Source organism: Bacteroidota bacterium (assembly GCA_018692315.1).
In the GTDB taxonomy this organism is placed as follows: domain Bacteria; phylum Bacteroidota; class Bacteroidia; order Bacteroidales; family JABHKC01; genus JABHKC01.
Genome location: JABHKC010000121.1, coordinates 1 through 17,037, shown reverse-complemented (window position 1 = coordinate 17,037; position 17,037 = coordinate 1). Strand labels below are relative to the sequence as shown.

General features: G+C 30.6%; 13 protein-coding genes. 11 read left to right on the top strand and 2 right to left on the bottom strand.

Annotation, left to right across the window (positions count from 1 at the left end; all coding sequences use genetic code 11):
* Positions 1-135: 135 nt before the first annotated feature.
* Positions 136-348, bottom strand: coding sequence for a response regulator (locus HN894_09575; protein MBT7143577.1), 213 nt, complete (start codon positions 346-348; stop codon positions 136-138).
* A 226-nt stretch (positions 349-574) separates the two neighbouring features.
* Between HN894_09575 and HN894_09570 the strand changes: the two genes are divergently transcribed.
* From HN894_09570 to HN894_09525, 10 genes are all read left to right on the top strand, one after another.
* The gene (locus tag HN894_09570; protein MBT7143576.1) at positions 575-1,165 is read left to right on the top strand and encodes a sigma-70 family RNA polymerase sigma factor; all 591 of its coding nucleotides are present in this window, start codon (positions 575-577) and stop codon (positions 1,163-1,165) included.
* Entirely contained in the window at positions 1,162-2,577 is a 1,416-nt protein-coding gene (locus tag HN894_09565) for a PorT family protein (GenBank protein ID MBT7143575.1), read from the top strand. The genes HN894_09570 and HN894_09565 overlap by 4 nt, the downstream gene beginning before the upstream one ends.
* Positions 2,578-2,727: 150 nt before the next feature.
* Positions 2,728-5,322: a hypothetical protein gene (locus HN894_09560; GenBank protein MBT7143574.1), complete on the top strand. Its 2,595-nt coding sequence runs from the start codon at positions 2,728-2,730 to the stop codon at positions 5,320-5,322.
* A gap of 41 nt (positions 5,323-5,363) precedes the next feature.
* Positions 5,364-6,524 (top strand): HAMP domain-containing histidine kinase, encoded by a 1,161-nt coding sequence (locus HN894_09555; protein MBT7143573.1) that lies wholly within the window; start codon positions 5,364-5,366, stop codon positions 6,522-6,524.
* Between the two features lie 195 nt (positions 6,525-6,719).
* A complete protein-coding gene (locus HN894_09550) occupies positions 6,720-7,262 on the top strand; it encodes a DUF177 domain-containing protein (protein MBT7143572.1) in 543 nt (180 codons plus the stop codon).
* Between the two features lie 32 nt (positions 7,263-7,294).
* Positions 7,295-7,480, top strand: coding sequence for a 50S ribosomal protein L32 (rpmF, locus tag HN894_09545; protein ID MBT7143571.1), 186 nt, complete (start codon positions 7,295-7,297; stop codon positions 7,478-7,480).
* A gap of 28 nt (positions 7,481-7,508) precedes the next feature.
* Positions 7,509-8,456 (top strand): phosphate acyltransferase PlsX, encoded by a 948-nt coding sequence (gene plsX / locus HN894_09540; protein MBT7143570.1) that lies wholly within the window; start codon positions 7,509-7,511, stop codon positions 8,454-8,456.
* Positions 8,449-9,435, top strand: coding sequence for a ketoacyl-ACP synthase III (locus tag HN894_09535; GenBank protein MBT7143569.1), 987 nt, complete (start codon positions 8,449-8,451; stop codon positions 9,433-9,435). Before plsX ends, HN894_09535 begins: the two co-directional genes overlap by 8 nt.
* 129 nt (positions 9,436-9,564) lie before the next feature.
* A complete protein-coding gene (locus HN894_09530) occupies positions 9,565-10,356 on the top strand; it encodes a class I SAM-dependent methyltransferase (GenBank protein ID MBT7143568.1) in 792 nt (263 codons plus the stop codon).
* A 22-nt stretch (positions 10,357-10,378) separates the two neighbouring features.
* The gene (locus tag HN894_09525) at positions 10,379-12,766 is read left to right on the top strand and encodes a T9SS type A sorting domain-containing protein (GenBank protein MBT7143567.1); all 2,388 of its coding nucleotides are present in this window, start codon (positions 10,379-10,381) and stop codon (positions 12,764-12,766) included.
* A gap of 149 nt (positions 12,767-12,915) precedes the next feature.
* On the opposite strand, the gene HN894_09520 is transcribed toward HN894_09525, so the two are convergent.
* A complete protein-coding gene (locus HN894_09520; GenBank protein ID MBT7143566.1) occupies positions 12,916-15,525 on the bottom strand; it encodes a T9SS type A sorting domain-containing protein in 2,610 nt (869 codons plus the stop codon).
* 557 nt (positions 15,526-16,082) lie between these two features.
* Here HN894_09520 and HN894_09515 point away from each other — a divergent pair.
* Positions 16,083-16,907: an AMP-binding protein gene (locus tag HN894_09515; GenBank protein MBT7143565.1), complete on the top strand. Its 825-nt coding sequence runs from the start codon at positions 16,083-16,085 to the stop codon at positions 16,905-16,907.
* Positions 16,908-17,037 lie beyond the last annotated feature (130 nt).

Here is a 17,037-nt window from a genome sequence, read left to right as displayed (position 1 = left end):
TGCTGCCCATATCCGAATGAAACGCTCGTTTGCTTCTTTTATAATTGTTGAATATTTAATTCTTATTTCATTTATTCTATCCATGTGGCAAAGATAGGAAAAAAAATTAATAATGGAGCAATTATATATTTACAATTACTCAGCTGTTTCAAATCCATCCATTCCTGGCATTTGAACATCTAACAAAACAAGAGCAATTTCGTTAACCAGCAATGCTCTTAATGCTTCATTTCCGGAATTTGCTTTTACCAACTCTACGTCAAGATCTTCTAGAATTGCTTCAAGTGTAAGAAGGTTTTCCTCCCTATCATCTACAATTAGAATATTAAAACTATTATCAAATGACATAATGTTTTTTTTGAATCAATATTACACTATTTCAAATAATCGCACAAGATATAAAATTTTATCCATTCATTGACTATTTTTCTTAGTGTTAATTATATCAAGAAAATACTTTGCCCGTTCTTACTAATTGTTCTATGAATCGAATTAAACAAAAATTTTGCTGCTTCATAGATAGCAACCTTATTGAAAGAAATTACATCAGACTTTTGATTGTGGAAAATAATTAATGTTGTCTGCATGTTTATTATATTTTTGTGAGAAAATTATTGAGGATTTGAAGCAAGATTATACAAAAATAATAAACGCATGTATTAACAACGAAAGTAAATTTCAACGGAAACTTTACGATTTGTTTTCCGGAAAAATGTTTGTTGTATGTCTTCAATATTCAAACAATTACGAAGAAGCAAAGGATATTTTGCAAGACGGTTTCGTTAAAGTTTTTACCAATTTAAAGCAATTTAAACACCAAGGAAGTTTTGAGGGTTGGATTAGAAGAATTATGGTAAATACTGCTTTAGAAAAATTTCGTCAGAATAAAATTAAATTCATCGATAGTGAGATATTTGAATTTAAAGACAGTTTATCCTACGAAGATATTGAAAGCAATATTTCGGCTAATGATATTTTAAAAGTTATGCAAGAGCTTAGTCCTCAATACAGAACAGTATTTAATTTGTATGTGAATGAAGGTTACTCGCATAAAGAGATTTCAGAAAAGCTGAATATATCTGTCGGAACTTCAAAATCGAATTTGTCGAGGGCACGAACCATTTTGCAAAAACGTGTTTTATCATTAAATTTAGATGAGAAATGAAAAAGAACTACTTAAATATTGATAAATTAATTTCTAAAATTTTATTTCAGCACAGTATTGATCCACCAGATGATGCTTGGGAAAATATTAATAATAGAATATCTAAAAATAAAACTCGCAAACTATTGCCTATTTTTCTGAAAATTGCTGCAAGCATCACTTTGATTTTTGCTATTGGTAGCATTTTCTATTTACAAAATAATGTAAGCGAAAATATTGCTAAGCAAGAAATTCCCTCAATTGAACAAAAAAAATCTGAATCAACAATAGAAAAAATAAAAAATCAGCAAAAACCTTATTCAGAAGACGAAAAAATCAATAACTCGAAAATATTAAAAAAAGCACCTAATAACTCAAGTATTATAAATCCAAAAACAAATGATAAATCAAATACAAACATTTCTGTTCCAAAAAGCAAAAGTGAAATTATAATTGCTGAAATCCCGATTCCAAAAATGGAAATTCCGGAAACAACAAATCAAATTTCAGAAGTTTTTAAAAACATTTCTAAACTCGATACTGAAAGGAGAAGCACTTCCATTGAAATTCCTGAAAAAAACGACATACAAAATCTCAGTTCAATTGCAGACAATACTCAAGAAGAAATTGAATTTCTACCAAAAAAGAAAAAAACTGAAACTAAAAATTGGTCAATCGCAGGAATTTTCTCACCCTCTTATTCTTTTCGTAACTTGATTGCAGGAAATTCAGATTCACAATCGCCCGAATCTATCGAAAACTATGATTATGACGATTTTGAATCCGCAATCATCTCTTACTCAGGTGGTTTAAATGTTGAATATCAAATCAATAGCCGTCTAAGTTTTCAATCGGGAGTTCATTTTTCAAGATTAGGACACTCATCTGAAGAGACAATTTTGATGAAGGATGCTTATGCCCAAAACGAAATATCCATAAGTTCTTCCATTGGGAAAGTTAATACCTATTCACAATCTGGAAAAACTTTTGAATCGTTAGAATTGACACGATCAAACAATTCATTAGTAGATAATTCTGAAACCGTAAAATCAACATATTTCATTAAGAACAACATGATATATAAATTTGATTATCTCGAATTGCCTCTAATTGTAAAGTATAAATTAATTGACAAAAAACTGGATTTTCAAGTATTGGCTGGCTTAAATTCCGGCATCCTCGTAAACAATAATGTATATTTAGAATCGGACAATTATTTACAAAATATAGGTAAAACAGATGATTTAAAATCTATAAATTATGCAGGAGTTTTTGGTTTCGGTATAGAATATTCATTATTCAAGCGAACAACATTTTTGTTTGAACCTACCTTAAAATATTCTTTGCTTCCAATTAGCGAAAATGAGCAGGCTCTTAACTATTACGCCTATTCGTTTGCTGTTTTTACTGGAATTAAATATACACTAAAATAGGTTTTGATTTTTACTTTCTCAGAAAAACACAAATAAATTTTATACCAAAAAAAATATGAATAAAAGTGTGCCGTTTAAAAAATACGGTAACTATATTTTATTTTTGTGAAAAAAATCAAAAACATATTGCTAATAATAATTGTAATACTAATGGCATTGTTCAGTGTTGCATTGGTTTTTTCATATAAATATAAAACCGAAGTTGTAAATTTTCTTGTTTCAGAATTAAACAAAAGAGTTGACACCAAGATTAATGTTGATGTAATAAACTTCTCAATTATTCGCAATTTTCCGAATGCTTCATTAGAATTTACGAATATTAGTATAAAATCGTCAGCAGATATTAATTTAAATGAATTTAAAGACGCTAAAACAAAGAATTTTTTGCAAGCAGATAAAGTATTTCTCAAATTTGGGATTTTAGATGTTTTGAGCAAAAACTACAAAATTTCGGAAATTAAAATAGAAAATGGGAAAATAAATTTTCTTACCGACAGCAAAAACAAAAACAATTATAACTTTTGGTCTGAGAATAAAAAAAACGACACTTCATCCTTCAAAATAAAGCTAAACAATCTGATTATTAAAGACTCACATATTTTTTTTAATGACATAAATTCAAATTTCAGCACAAATTTTCATACAAAAAAAATAGAGCTTTCAGGAGATTTTTCGGACGAAAACTTTTCAATAAAAACAAAAATAAAAGCTCATTTAAACGATTTGACAATTGAAGAAAAAAACTATTTAATCGCACAACCAATTGAAATAGAAGTAGATTTGTCAGGAATCGACGAAAAATATCTGATTAAAAATGGAAAAGTAATTCTTTCAAATAACAAATTCAAAGTGGAAGGAAATGTTAATTTTTCGAAAAGCACTTTTTGTGATTTGAAAATATCAGCTAAAAAATTACAAATTGAATCGATTCTAAATATCTTCAACAAAAAAATACAAGATCAATTTTCAGATTTCGAAATGAATGGAAAATTGAATTTTACCTCATCAGTGATTGGTGAGATTTCTAAAAATCAATCTCCACGAATTGATGCAAATTTTGAAATAACTGATGGGATTTTTCTTAGAAAAAAAACGATTTTCAATCTGAGCAAAATAGATATGGTTGGAAGTTTCTCCAATGGTAAAGAGAAATCGATGCATTCTGCTACTTTAGAGGCAAATAGTTTTTCTGCTTATTTTGAGAAGAGTAGAATTAAAGGAATATTTATTCTTAAGAATTTCAACAAACCAAATATCAATTTCAAAATAGAATCTGAAATTGATTTGGAGGATATGCACAAATCAGTAAACTTCAGCCAGTTGAATACTATTAATGGAAATTTAGAGGCTAAACTTCAAGGTTTTGGCATGATATACTTCGGCGAAAATGTGATTGATAAGAGCTTATCAAAACTTGACATTTCAGGGGAAATGTTTCTAAAAAATACAAACCTATTATTGAAATATTTACAACAAAAATTTACAAACATCAATGCAAATATTATTATAAATAAAGGTTTATTAAGTACTGAAAATTTGGAATTTGTATTGAATAATTCAAAAATTCAATCGTCTGTTTCAATTCAAAATCCACTGAAATATTTTTTTGAAGAAAATGAAAAATTGCAAGGAAACATTCAGCTTAATACAAATTATATAAATTTAACTGAAATTCTTGAATATCAAGATTTTGCAGAACAATCTAACTTTCATCTTCCAGAAAATGTATCAATAAATTTAATAACAGGCATTGAGAAATTTGAATACAAAAATTTCAAAGCAGATAAACTTAAAGCAAGTGTTTTATTCCTTCCGAAAGCTGTTCAAATAAAATCTTTTAAGTGTAATTCTATGGAAGGAAATATTTCTTTGCATGGAAAAATATGTGAAAATCATAATACAAATTTCAACCTGAATATTAAAACACAATTAAAAAATATTGAAATTGCAGATTTGTTTCAATCATTTGACAATTTTGGACAGAATTTCATAATCAATAAAAATGTCAGAGGAAAATTAAATTTAAATCTTGAATTACAATCTGATTTTACATCATCATTTTCCGTTATTGACAAAAGCATTGAATCGCTTGGAGATTTTGAAATTACGAATGGTGAACTTATTGATTTTGAACCAATAAAAAAAATGTCGGATTTCATAGAACTTTCAGAATTAGAGCATATTAAGTTTTCAAAGCTAAAAAACACACTAAATATTAAAAACGAAAAAGTTATGATACCATTCATGGATATTCATTCTTCAGCTTTTAATATTTCAATTTCGGGCGAACATACTTTTAATCATATTTTTTCGTATGAACTTGAAATATTTTTAAAAGAAATCTTAGGAAAACGTTTTAAAAGAAAAAGAAATTTTGAAAACGAATTTGGAATTATTGAAGAAGAGAAATCAAACGAAACAAAAATATTTTTGAAAGTTGTTGGGAATGAGGATGATTATAAATTCTCTTTCAATAGAAAAAGAGCAAAAAAGTCGGTTGTAGAAAACTTGAAGAAAGAAAAAGAAGAAATAAAAGAAATAATTCTCGACGAATTTGAAATATTAAAAAAAGATACCTCAGCTTCAATAAAAATAAAGCAAAATAAAATAGACGAAGAAAACAAATTCCAGCCTGTATGGGAAGAATTTGAAAACCAAAAAGATACAATCAAGAAAAAAAAGAAAAAGAGTAAGAATAGAAAGTCAAAGAAAAAGAAATTACAAATAGAATGGGAAGATAAATAGACATATTGAAATTATTTTCACAATACAAAATCTCAATTGAAATGAACATATATTCTAAAAGACAGAAATGGAAACTTATACTGTTTGTAGTTGCAGTAGTAATAGGAGTTTCATCCTTGTGGTACACAAATATTTTAATAAAAAAATTGGCTGTAGAAGAGAGAAAAAAAGTTGAGTTGTGGGCTTCTGCTACAAAACTATTTCCAAACATCAGCAACGATGAAGTTTTCACATTCATCTCAGAAGTCATTATCAACAATGTTACGATACCAGTAATTCTGACTGAGATTGACGATGCTGGAAACGAAACCATAAATTACACAAGAAATCTTGATACATTAAGGCTCCATGGCGAAAACTATCTTCAAAATCAGTTGGAGATTATGAAATCGATGAACGAACCTATCGAAATAGAATTATATGATGGCCAAAAAAACTACATTTATTACAAAGATTCAATTCTACTTACACAACTTTTCTATTACCCTTACATTCAGCTACTTGTAATCATGCTGTTTATTCTTGTATCATATTTTGCATTTAATAGTACACGAAAAGCCGAACAAAATCAAGTTTGGGTTGGCATGTCGAAAGAAACTGCGCATCAGCTCGGTACGCCAATATCTTCGCTACTTGCTTGGCTCGAATTTCTGAAATTGAAAAACTCCGATGCAGAACTTCTTTCGGAAGTAGAAAAAGATATTAAACGGCTGGAAACAATTACTGAACGCTTTTCGAAAATTGGTTCTACTCCAGTTCTAAAAAAAGCAAATATTGCTGACGTTTTGAACAACTCTATTACCTATTTGAAAACCAGATCTTCAAAAAAAATAAAATATATTTTGAATTTTTCATCAGAGGATGAAATTTTTGTTTCAATAAATATTGCACTTTTTGAGTGGGTTATAGAAAATATATGCAAAAATGCAATGGATGCAATGGAGGGTGATGGAACTATAGATATCACTGTAACAGACAATACACAAGTTATTTATCTCGATATTAAAGATACAGGCAAAGGAATTCCAAAATCGAAATATAAAACCATTTTTCATCCGGGTTTCACAACCAAACAAAGAGGATGGGGACTTGGTCTATCGCTTACCAAACGAATAGTTGAAATATATCATTCGGGCAAAATATTTGTAAAAAATTCTGAACTAAATAGAGAAACCACATTTAGAATTGTTTTAAAAAAATAAAACCAAACCGATTTGAAAATTTTTATCTTTCGACCAAAAATCTCATTTTTTTAGTGCTGACACAGAGTATATAAACAGAAAATAGAAAATACTTCCTTGTAAATGTATTGACAATTAAAGCATTAAGTACAAACTATTTATTTTTTTGTTTTTAATATTAATTTTTACTTTTGCACGATTAATTTTTAAGAGGTTTTGAAAAAAAATGATTTTTATATTGTTCCTTTTAAGGGATTAAAGAATGGATTTCATGAATTTCAATTCGTGATTGACGAAACGTTCTTTATAGATTTTGACAAGTCGGAAGTAAAAGAAGGAAAAGTTGATGTTAAAATTGTATTGGAAAAAAATGAACAAATTTTAATATTTGATTTCTATTTAAATGGTTATGTAAAAATGGAGTGCGACTTTTGTCTTGAGCCATTTGACCTTCCGATAAATTTTTCATCAAAATTTCATGTTCGTTTTGGGATGGAAGTTGAAGATTCAAGATATATTGGCGAAGAAATTAGAGTTATTTCTGCCGATGATTACGAAATAGATATTTCTCAAAATATTTATGAATATATTCATTTAAACCTGCCTTTTAAGCGGATTCATCCGAAAGATAAGGAAGGCAAATCTCAATGCAACAAAGAAATGATAGAATTGATAGAAAATATGTCAAATCAAACTAATTCTGACAACAAAACAGACCCAAGATGGGATAAACTAAAGAAATTAACAATAGAAAACTAAAATAAATCAAAGATTAAATTTATTAAATAAAAATGGCACATCCGAAAAGAAAAATATCAAAACAGAGAAGAGATAAACGAAGAACACATTATAAAGCAACGGCTCCAACCCTTGCCACATGTTCAAACTGTGGTTCGGCAGTTCGCTACCATAGAGTTTGTTCAGAATGTGGATTCTATAGAGGCAAACTTGCCATAGAAGCAAAAGCCGAAGAATAGAAAAAATAGAAATCAACAAAATTTAAGTATGCGAATAGGTATTGACATAATGGGTGGTGATTTTGCTCCCAATGCAATCGTAAAGGGAACAATTCTGGCTCATTCTCAAGTACCTCCAGACACTGAACTAGTTCTATTTGGAGATTCGAAAAGCATAAAAAAAATTTTAGACGAAGAAGGTTTCGATTCTTCAAATTTCGAGATTGTTCATACTACAGAAGTTATAGAGATGGGAGACCATCCTGCAAAATCGTTTGCAAAAAAGCAAAACTCGAGTATTGCAGTAGGCTTCCACATGCTTCATAAAGGAAAAATAGATGGATTTGCAAGTGCTGGAAATACTGGCGCAATGCTTGTCGGAGCTATGTACACAATCAAGCAAATTCCCGGAGTAATAAGACCTTCAATAAGTACAGTTCTACCTAAAGAAAACGGGAAAAATGCCATACTGTTAGATGTAGGTATCAATCCTGATTGCAGACCTGACGTACTTTATCAATATGCAATTTTAGGCTCAATCTATGCTGAATTTGTTTATAAAATTAAAAATCCTCGAATTGGATTGTTAAACATTGGTTCTGAAGAAGAAAAAGGAAATCTACTGACAAAAGCAACTCACGAGCTAATGAAAGGCACTGACGATTTTAATTTTATTGGCAATATTGAAGGCAACGAAATTTTTAGTACTGACAAAGTTGATGTAATTGTTTCAGATGGTTTTACAGGAAATGTTGTTTTGAAACAAGCCGAATCTTTTTATACTCTTATTCAGAAAAGAAAAATACAGGATGAATATTTCGAGAAGTTTAATTTCGAAATATATGGCGGAACTCCTATTCTTGGGGTTAATGCACCCGTAGTTATCGGACACGGAATCTCAAATGACATTGCTATAAAAAATATGATTCTTCATACTGACGAAGTTGCAAGAGCAAAAATTACAGAAAAAATAAAAGAAGTATTTAACAATGGATAAAATTACAGCAGCAATTACTGGTATAGAAGCATATCGTCCGGATTATATCCTAAGAAATCAAGAATTAGAAAAAATTATTGACACAACAGACGAATGGATACTTACCCGAACAGGAATAAGTGAGCGTAGAATACTGAAGGGCGAAGGATTAGGAACATCATTTATTGGTGCTGAAGCTATTAAAGGTCTTCTGAAAAAAACAAATACTAAGCCTGAAGAAATCGACTTAGTTATCTGCTCTACTATTACAGCTGACATGCAATTTCCTGCTACTGCAAATATTATAAGCGACATGGTAGGAATTAAAAATGCCTGGAGCTTCGATATAAATGCTGCATGTTCAGGTTTTATTTACGCATTAACCACAGCTTCAAAATTTGTTGAGACAGGATATAAAAAGGTGATTGTTATTAGTGGCGATAAAATGTCATCAATCATAGATTATACCGACAGACAAACTTGTATAATTTTTGGCGATGGAGGTGGTGCTGTTTTACTGGAGCCCAATACCGAAGGTTATGGAGTTATCGATACAATGCTCCATGTTGATGGTTCAGGGCGCAAACATTTACATCAGAAAGCCGGTGGTTCGGTGAAACCTGCAAGCCATGAAACTATTGATGCCCGCGAACACTTCGTATATCAAGAAGGACAGGCTGTATTTAAATTTGCAGTTTCTCGTATGGCAGACATTTCTGTAGAAATGATGAATAAGCATAATATTAAATCGGAAGATCTGGCATGGTTAGTTCCACATCAGGCAAACCTACGAATTATTGAAGCTACTGCACGAAGAATGGGAATTAGCAAAGAACAAGTTATGATTAACATTCAGAAATATGGAAATACAACAAATGGAACAATTCCGCTCTTGCTGAGCGACTGGGAAAAAGAGCTTAAAAAAGGAGACAAACTAATAATTTCTTCATTTGGAGCCGGTTTCACTTGGGGTTCTGTCTATTTAAAATGGGCTTATTAATTCTGAAACCAACAAACTTTTTGCCTTGAACTTATTAATGATAGACTATAAACATACAAATCCTTACATTTAAATGTAGGGATTTTTTATTTTTATACATTTTTTTTTCTGACAATAAAAACTAAACAAATGTTCAAAAATCACACAAAAAGGTATAAATATTTTGAGGAGCAAATTTATACAACCCAGAATTATGTAATCCCTTTTATTAAAGACTATGTTGAATTAGACCAAAATACAGAAATTCTGGAAGTAGGTTGCGGAGAAGGAGGAAACATGAAACCTTTTCTTGATTTGGGCTGCAAACTTACTGGTGTTGACCTTTCTGCCGGAAAAATTGAAAATGCAAAACATTTTTTTCAAAATCATAACAATAGCAAAAATCTTGAATTCATTCATAATGATATTTATAATCTTCAGGTGGAATTAAAAAATAAATTCGATTTCATTTTTTTACGAGATGTTTTAGAACATATTCACAATCAGGAGCGTTTTATAAAATTCATTAAAACACTTTTAAAACCTGATGGGAAATTATTCTTAGGTTTCCCACCTTGGCAAAATCCATTTGGAGGTCATCAGCAAATGTGCGAAAACAAATTTTTATCATTGATGCCATTTATTCATATTTTACCAAATCCCATTTATGTTGGCTTAATGAAGCTATTTGGCGAATCTGAAACTAAAATCAATATGCTTCTCGAAATAAAAGAAACAAGAATTAGCATTGAACGATTTCTTCGAATAATAAAATCGGAAGATCTTTCAGTTGCAAAAAAGCTTTTGTTTTTTATTAATCCGAATTACGAAATAAAATTTAAACTAAAACCTCGTAAACAACTAAATTTCCTTACATCAATACCTTATCTGAGAAATTTCTTAATAACTACTTGCTATTTTTTGATAGAAAAAAATGACTAATAAAATTTCAAATATGTAAATTATGAAAACACATTATTATTTATTTGCTGTATGTTTAACACTTATTTTTAGTCTTTCTACAGTAGCTCAACAACTTATTGTGAAACCATATTTACAACATGCTGAACCAGAATCAATTGTTGTAATGTGGGAGACTGATGTGCTGGATTCTAGTTATGTTATTTGGGGTTTAACTACTACTTTTGGAGATACTACCTTCAGTACATCTGAACAAAGTTCTGGAACAGCCCAAATACACACTGCAATTCTTACAAATCTTCAGCCGGATACAAAATACTATTATCAAATTGTCGGCAATTCATTTTCTTCCGATGAATATAATTTTTTAACTCCGGCAATACAATCAGACGAAAAATCAATTACTATTGCTGCTATGAGCGATATGCAGCAAGATGCAGCAAATCCGGATAAGTTCCACGACATAGTACACGATGGAATAATCAAATATTTTGAAGACCAATTTAGTACAGATATTAACGAAAACTTAAGCATGATATTAATTCCTGGCGATTTGGTTTCTACCGGAACAAATTATGCTCAATGGAAAAATACATTTTTCGATCCTGCCGATCCTTTGTTTGGATTCGTGCCTATTTATCCAGTATTAGGAAATCACGAAGCAAATACCGACTATTTTTTTAAATATTTTCATCTTCCGGAAAATGGTTCAGCAACTTATAAAGAACATTGGTGGACAAGGGTAGAATCAAATGTTAGAATTATTGGCATGGACTCTAATCCGGGATATCGTTTGCAGATTCAACTCGATTGGCTCGACAGCGTTCTAAATGTTACAAGCACCGACCCTAACATCGACTTTGTTTTTGCTCAATTGCATCATCCACATAAATCGGAATTATGGCTACCAGGCGAAATCAGTTACACAGGGGATGTAATCCAGCTCATGGAAACTTTTACCGATAATTCAGGGAAACCGAGCATACATTTTTTTGGGCACACTCACGGATATTCTCGAGGGCAATCTCGCGATCACAATCATTTGTGGGTTAACGTAGCCACTGCCGGTGGAAATATTGACTACTGGGGAGAATATCCTCAAAATGATTATGATGAATTCACTATCTCGCAAGACGAATACGGTTTTGTACTTTTGGAGATTGACGCCGGAAGCAATCCAAAATTTGTGTTAAAACGATTCAGTTTGGGCGATGAGAGTATCATTAAAGATAATACCCTTGAAGACAGTATTCAAATTCGAATAAATAACATTAGTCCTGCAAAACCAACAGCTTTGTACCCAACAGAAAACGACACAGTAATCCCCGATTGTGTGTTCCTGAAAGCAAATGAATTTATCGATACTGATGGCGATGGACATGGAGCTTCTCATTGGCAAATAGCAAATAATTGCAAGGATTTCACAAGTCCTGAATATGAAAGTTGGAAACAAAATGAGAATTGGTATTTTGAAAACGATTTGCAAGCTGGCGATGATTTGAGCGATGAAAAAGTAGAAGTATTACAATCAAATCAAAGCTATTGTTGGCGGGTTCGCTATCGCGATAAAAGTCTTGCGTGGAGCGAATGGTCAGACCCCGTAAGTTTTCAAACTTCGAGTTCAAATTATACCGACAATCTTTTGCTAAACCCCGGTGCTGAAGAAGATACAAGTTTTTGGATAGTTGATTATGGCGAACTCGAATCTCTTGAAGATGGCGAATGCAATGGAATTTCGCCACATACCGGGCAAAAATATTTTGCTGTGGGAGCAGTTTGCATAGAAAACGAGTTTGCTGCAGCTCATCAAACTGTTGATCTTAATAATTTTTCTACAGAAATAGATGCAGGTAATGTAATTTTGAAGTATGGTGCATATCTATCCAACTGGGGTGGTTCTGATATTCCATCTTTTACAGTGCAATTTTTTGATACCAACGATTCGCTAATATTAGGGACTGATACAAGTTCTACAACAAATAGCACTTGGACATTGATGAATAAAATATGGGCAATTCCAACAGGAACACGCTCTGTCAGCTTTATAATAATGGGTCAAAGAATAACTGGTACTGACAACGACAGCTATTTTGATGATATATTTCTACAACTCAATTTACAAGGTGATTCTTGCAGCTATTACATTTCTCAATCAACTGATATTGAAACATATAGCAATATTCTCTTAAATCTGAAATTATATCCAAACCCAGTTTCCAATACTGCTATTCTCAATATTCCTTACGAAAAAAACAAAAATTTACAGATTCTGATTTTCGATTCGAAAGGACGAAAAGTAAAAAGTTATAATCATTCCAGTCCTTCAACTTTTGTTTTTTACAAAGAAAACTTAATAAATGGGCTTTATCTTTTGCAAGTTAGTGAAAATGAAAATATTCTTGGACATGTAAAATTTATAATCCAGGATTGATAATTGCTAATTCATTTCTGAAATAATAATATACAAATATGTAGCAAAAACTTTCCAAAAGTTTCGAACTTTTGGAAAGTTAAATCACTATGAATCAGACCTGTCAGTCCCGAAAACTATCGGGATTGTCAGGTCTTTTAGAATAATAATTATTCTTCAGAAAGAAAAATTTTCTTAGAGATTTTTTCAGTGTCGTTTTCAAGTTTTACAAAATAAACTCCTGCCTGAAAAGCCGATAAATCTATCTCAAATTGTTTTTCTGCTGCAGAAAGCTGATGATAATAAATTTGCTGACCCACAGCATTGTATACCTGCACATTTTCAAAGCTTTGATTTAATTCAACAGAAACAATTCCTGTACTTGGGTTTGGAAAAATATTTATTTCAGGCTCTAAAGCTTTTACAAGATTACTTCCCGATGTGTCAGGTATAAAATGTACATTGTAGAAACTTTGAGTGAAACGATCTTGTTGAGTAACCTGCCCAAACATATCGTAAGTATTTTTCACCATAAAAGTGTCATTATAAATGGTTACACTATCTTCCCACCAATTAGCAAAAAAGTCGCAATAGCTTTGATAAAGAACCAAAGAATCTTCTTCTGTTTCTATTTCGTATGTTACCGAATCAATACCAGTATAATAAACTTGTATATAATCAAAAGTATAGCCATCCATTTTTCGTTCAACTTTAGCTTTATATTCTTTTTCGGTACTATTTAAGAAAACTCTGATATTAAAATCTTCACTTACAGTTGAGTCAGGTAGAATCATTGGTTGCGAAAAATTTATATAATCTCCTAATGCAATATTGTTAAAAATATAAACATGCCTGCAAGTATCAGCTTCAAAAATTGCAATTTCATCTCCAATTTCAATTTCACGGCAAGCAAAGATATCCCAAACCCACTCTGGATCAAAACTATAAGTAAAATTCATTAAGTTATTTGCATAGGTAAACATATCTCCGGGATTAACTACAGTGAAGTGCTGAGATTTTACCATTTCTGTGCTTTTGTTACTAAGATTGACAATACTATTAAAATACGAATAAAAAATCTCATCGTTTCCTCTATGCCGCTGAACAGTTATGGGTCCAGTACCTGGAAATTTAACTTTATATACTCTGTTTGGCTCAAAATACATAATAGAAGTACCCGGAGGCCAGTTGAATTGATAAGTTACACCATTTTCTTCATACTTTAGTCCTGCGATATCCGGATTTGAAACGATTTGCAGATATGAAGCAATTTCAGTTTTTACTTGTCGGGGATATACAAAATAGTCTTCAGGATAGGTCAAAGTTATAGGTCCGTAGTTTGTGGGTTCAATAGGCCTGCCTTTTATAATAAAAAGTTTTGGATTTATCATATCGAATTGATAAGCTTTGCCCGGAGTAAAATTTCCTGCAAGATTTATTGCAACAAAATTTGTCCCATTCCATTGTTCAATAGAATTGTAATCTACACCTTGTACCATGCTATTAAAAGTGAGTAAATCTTGCCAGTTCATATTTGATTTTACCCATGTGCAACGTTTATTTTTTCCGGTAGCCAGATCAAAAATATCAATTTCTTCTTTCATTGCAAAAACACCACCATTGCCGCTCATTAAACAAAGATTGTTTTCGGTATGTGCAATTTTTGTAAGGTACATACCTGTTATATCATTTTCGTAAAATACTCCAAAATTGCCATCAATAGTTTGCAAAATATTATCATTTCCACACACAGCAGTTACAGTCATTCTATCGTCACCAAGAGGAGGATAATATATTTCGTTTCCGCCTTCAAAACCATAATAATTCGTTTCAACATCAATTAAATTATCTGGTATAGGAATGGTATCACCATTTGTATCAATCACAGTAATATCATCATAACTTACACCTCCATTTGTAGTATATCTAAATAATCCTGAACCAGCAACAATAAATGTTTCGTCTTGAACATAAGTAACAGCAAGATGATCTCCTATTGATTCATCTAATCCAGGATCAGACATCAAACCTCCAATTCCTCCTGTTACAATTAAGTTTGAATCGGCAACTGCAACAATATCAGTTTCTGTATGACTAATATCATTGATCCTTCTATTATGACCTGTACTTGTAAAATCATTATATGGCACTGAATATGTTAATTGTGGATATGAAGCATTTCCAATTTGATCTCTGTCGTACGGAGCAGAATATATATGACCCTTCCAAGTTCCCACATATATATATTCATCTGTAATGTCTAAGGCTGACAATATCCCAAGTTGACTTCCAATAAATCCATTTATATTATAGGGTAAAAAAACAAAAGGATCAGTAGGAATGGTTGAATCGAATGCTCTTGAAACTTCAACTTTATTTCCATTTGCAAGAGGAAGACAATTGTTGATTGTTCTAATAAATAATAAAGGATCACTTGGTTTTGTATCATTTAATATTTTACAATTAACAAAATATCCGGTAGTATCAACACATAATATATCAGTTGTTACAAATGTTGGACCTGTCCAAGGAATGTAACTATATTGAAAATGGCTAAATTTATAACCAAAACCACTATCAACTTCTATAATTCTGATAGTAACAGGATATTCACTTCCCGGATTACCGGCCGTTGCTAAATCTATTAATTTAATAGTATAATTTGTATTTGGTTGATTTATAATACCAACCTCCGATTGTGTGTAAGGATATCCTGTTTGTGAAAACAAACTAAAAGGGGAAATACATACAATAATTAAAAAAAAGAGAAAATTTTTCATAACTAAAATTTTTAATATTAATTTAAAATAATTTCATTCACTTGTTTTGTCTCTATTTATGACAAAGATAAAAAATTCATAATCATTTTGTGGTGGACTTTTATTTTTTCTTTTCATAAATCATTTTTTTTACATTCTTCCCTTCATAATATAATACCCAGAAGCACAAAAACCTTACATGATTTTTTAGATTTTTTTCAGAAAACTTTATAAACGTCTGATTATGTGCATAAAAAAATGCAAAATAATTTACAATTCTTTCATTAGTTGAAAAAAGCTGTGGTTTTTTCTTAAAGCTTCCTGTTTTTTTTGATTAAGGATTGTAAAGAAATAATGAAATATCTTGAAAAACATGAAGGAAATTATTATAAAATGAGATTTCTAAAAGCTCATTTTACCTATTCAATTTCGAATTTATAATTGTTAATAATTTCACTAAACTTTTTAATAAATATAAATAGCTGAATTTATGCCAACTATAAAGTTTACAGATACAATAAAATCAGTTTCATATTTTCAAAAAAATAAGATACCTTTATGCTATAAAAATTTTGGATATGAAAACTTTAGTCCATTTATTTGAGGATAGTGTTAGAAAATATGGAAACAATAACCTGCTGTGGGAAAAAAAAGAGGAGAAATATGAACCCACAAATTTCAACGATGCGAAAAAATCTGTATATAAATTTGCAGCCGGACTGTTAGAACTTGGAATAAAAAAAGGCGATAAATTAGCATTGCTTTCAGAGGGCAGAAACGACTGGATTTATAGCGAACTAGGTGTTTTATATACCGGAGCAGTTAATGTTCCATTGTCAATAAAACTCGATTCTCAAGAAATAAAATTCCGTTTGAATCATTCCGAAGCCAGAATGTTAATTATTTCGAGGAATCAAGAAAAAAAATTAGTAGAGATAAAAGACGAACTGCCACTCCTCGAAAAAAAAATCTTACTTGACGAAAAAGAAAATTTAAACGAAAACGAAATCCTTTTTTCAGAAATTTGCCAAAAAGGAGATTTGTTCTTGCAAAAAAATATAGAAGAATTCATCTCAAGATGGCAATCAATTGAAGAAAACGATTATGCAAATATTTGTTATTCATCGGGGACAACTGCTGATTCAAAGGGAATTATTTTATCTCACCTAAATTATTACACAAATATTTATCAGGCAAAATCTTTATTAACAATTCCTGAACATTTTATTACTCTCTTGATTTTGCCCTGGGATCATGCTTTTGCACACACAGCCGGAGTATATACTTTTATAGGTTTTGGTGCAGGGATAGCTTCAATTCAAGTTGGGAAATCCCCAATGGAAACTTTACGAAACATTCCAACTAATATTCGTGAAATAAAACCTCACATGATTTTAACCTGATTAATTCATAAACTTTTTTTTCATAAACGTTTCTACAATTTTCATGCTCAAATATATTAACATTGATGAGTTTTAGTTAATTTTTTTATTCAATTTTAAATTTTACCGAATTTTATTTTGAATGATTCTA

What these genes read in the sequence shown, in the direction of transcription:
- HN894_09565 (MBT7143575.1), top strand. Translation starts at nt 1,162, where the DNA reads ATGAAAAAGAACTACTTAAATATTGATAAATTAATTTCTAAAATTTTA.
- HN894_09525 (MBT7143567.1), top strand. Translation starts at nt 10,379, where the DNA reads ATGAAAACACATTATTATTTATTTGCTGTATGTTTAACACTTATTTTT.
- HN894_09535 (MBT7143569.1), top strand. Translation starts at nt 8,449, where the DNA reads ATGGATAAAATTACAGCAGCAATTACTGGTATAGAAGCATATCGTCCG.
- HN894_09520 (MBT7143566.1), bottom strand. Translation starts at nt 15,525, where the DNA reads ATGAAAAATTTTCTCTTTTTTTTAATTATTGTATGTATTTCCCCTTTT.
- HN894_09575 (MBT7143577.1), bottom strand. Translation starts at nt 348, where the DNA reads ATGTCATTTGATAATAGTTTTAATATTCTAATTGTAGATGATAGGGAG.
- HN894_09560 (MBT7143574.1), top strand. Translation starts at nt 2,728, where the DNA reads ATGGCATTGTTCAGTGTTGCATTGGTTTTTTCATATAAATATAAAACC.
- HN894_09515 (MBT7143565.1), top strand. Translation starts at nt 16,083, where the DNA reads ATGAAAACTTTAGTCCATTTATTTGAGGATAGTGTTAGAAAATATGGA.
- HN894_09530 (MBT7143568.1), top strand. Translation starts at nt 9,565, where the DNA reads ATGTTCAAAAATCACACAAAAAGGTATAAATATTTTGAGGAGCAAATT.
- HN894_09570 (MBT7143576.1), top strand. Translation starts at nt 575, where the DNA reads ATGTTGTCTGCATGTTTATTATATTTTTGTGAGAAAATTATTGAGGAT.
- rpmF (MBT7143571.1), top strand. Translation starts at nt 7,295, where the DNA reads ATGGCACATCCGAAAAGAAAAATATCAAAACAGAGAAGAGATAAACGA.
- HN894_09555 (MBT7143573.1), top strand. Translation starts at nt 5,364, where the DNA reads ATGAACATATATTCTAAAAGACAGAAATGGAAACTTATACTGTTTGTA.
- plsX (MBT7143570.1), top strand. Translation starts at nt 7,509, where the DNA reads ATGCGAATAGGTATTGACATAATGGGTGGTGATTTTGCTCCCAATGCA.